This window comes from Streptomyces bambusae, from assembly GCF_019400985.1.
In the GTDB taxonomy this organism is placed as follows: Bacteria; Actinomycetota; Actinomycetes; order Streptomycetales; family Streptomycetaceae; genus Streptomyces; species Streptomyces bambusae_A.
The window spans coordinates 1-1,773 of record NZ_WTFF01000603.1 but is presented as its reverse complement, the minus strand read 5'-3'; the positions used below and the strand labels follow the sequence as shown (position 1 = coordinate 1,773).

The 1,773-nt window shown below is 74.7% G+C and carries 2 protein-coding genes; one reads left to right on the top strand and one right to left on the bottom strand.

The features are described from left to right. Positions 1-416, bottom strand: a 416-nt coding sequence (locus GPJ59_RS35975) for a sirohydrochlorin chelatase (protein WP_219672322.1), incomplete at its 3' end; no start/stop codon positions are given. A gap of 557 nt (positions 417-973) precedes the next feature. Here GPJ59_RS35975 and GPJ59_RS35970 point away from each other — a divergent pair. Further along, positions 974-1,588 (top strand): SanA/YdcF family protein, encoded by a 615-nt coding sequence (locus GPJ59_RS35970; RefSeq protein WP_258025434.1) that lies wholly within the window; start codon positions 974-976, stop codon positions 1,586-1,588. Positions 1,589-1,773: the final 185 nt, after the last annotated feature.

Below are 1,773 nucleotides of genomic sequence, written 5' to 3'. Positions count from 1 at the left end.
GCCGGGGGCCGGCGGCCGGGGGCCGGGTGGCGGGGGCCGGCGGCGGCGAGGACCACGGCGGTGCCCGGGGTCCAGCCGGCCTCCAGCAGGCGGTCGTGGAGGGCCTCCGTGAGCAGGGGGTGCGGACCCAGCGGGGCGGCGACGCGGACGCGCAGGTGCGGGGCGCGGGCGGCGGCCGCCGGCAGGTCGCGCTTGACGTGGTGGCCGCGGCCGAGGAGCAGCGGTACGAGGACGGCCCCGCCCTGCACGTCCCGGAGGGTGTCGTCCAGCAGGGGCGCGGTCAGCTCGACGTGGCCGAGCCGGACGTCGAGGCGCGGGCGGAGTTCGCGGACGCGGTGGAGGAGGTCGCGGGCCGTGCCGAGGGCACGCGGGTCCCGGCTGCCGTGGGCGACGGCGACGAGGGCGGGCTGCTGCATGGGCGGGCTCCGGGTGGGCGCAGGCTGCTCAGCTGGCTGCCCAGCTGGGCCGTGATACGGCTGAACAGCTCGGCCGCGCTGCCGGGGAGGAGGAGGGGGAACGACTCGGGAGACTGCGACGGCTCCGTCATGGACCGATGGTGACGGGCCCAGGTTGCGGTGCCGTTGCGCCGGGGTGACAGGTGTTTACGGGGACCTCACCCGATCATTCGTACGAGTGAAAGGCGGGGGCCGGGGAACTGGGAGCCGCGGGCGGTTCGTCCAACCGTGCGAACGGCGTACGAGACGGCGTACGAGGAGGACGTACGCACAGGGCGAGGCACGGCGAGGAACGGCAAGAGGGGGGACCGGCCATGAAGCTGCGCGGGCTGGTGGGGTCGACGGTGCGGGACAAGCGGCGGGAGAAGCGGCGGGAGCTGCGGGAGCTGCGGGAGCTACCGGGGCCGGCGGGCGCCCGGCTGCGGAGAGCCGTCGGTGGGCTCACGGGCGCCCGGCTGCGGAGAGCCGTCGCTGCGCTGAAGGACGTCCGGGGGCGGCGGCGTGCCGTGCAGGCCGTGATGGCGGGGTGCGTGCTGGCGCTGCTGCCGTCGGCGTGGACCCACGCGGTGGCCGCCGACCGGCTGCGGACCACGGCGGACGCACCCGCCTCGGACGTCGCGGTGGTGTTCGGGGCGGGGCTGTGGAACGGCCGGCCGACGCCGTACCTGGCGCGCCGGCTGGACGCGGCCGCCGAGCTGTACCGGTCGGGCAAGGTCAAGGTCGTGCTGGTCACCGGGGACAACAGCCGCACGGAGTACGACGAGCCGACCTCGATGCGGGGCTACCTGCGCGAGCACGGGGTGCCGGACGGCCGCATCGTCAGCGACTTCGCCGGCTTCGACACCTGGGACTCCTGCGCGCGCGCCCGGGAGGTCTTCGGCGTGGACCGGGCGGTGCTGATCAGCCAGGGCTTCCACATACGCCGGGCGGTGGCCCTGTGCCAGGCCGCCGGCATCGAGTCGTACGGCGTCGGGGTCGACGACGAGCACGACGTGACCTGGTACTACGGCGGCGCCCGCGAGGTGTTCGCGGCCGGCAAGGCGGCGCTGGACGCGGCGTTCAAGCCGCAGCCGCACTTCCTCGGGCCGAAGGAGGAGGGGGTGTCGCGGGTACTGGCCGGTCTGGCACACTGACGCGGCTCTGGATGTGCCGGACAGTCATATCCGTTGCTCAGAGCCTCAGCAGCTCTCGGCATTCCGGGCATTTCCGCCCGGAAGGTCCGTCTCATCACCAGAGCGTGAGGGCTTCGGCTTGAGTACGGTCTCTCGTTTCCGTCTGCCGCTGGTGCGGTAGGGCTGCGCCACCTGCCCGCCCCGCT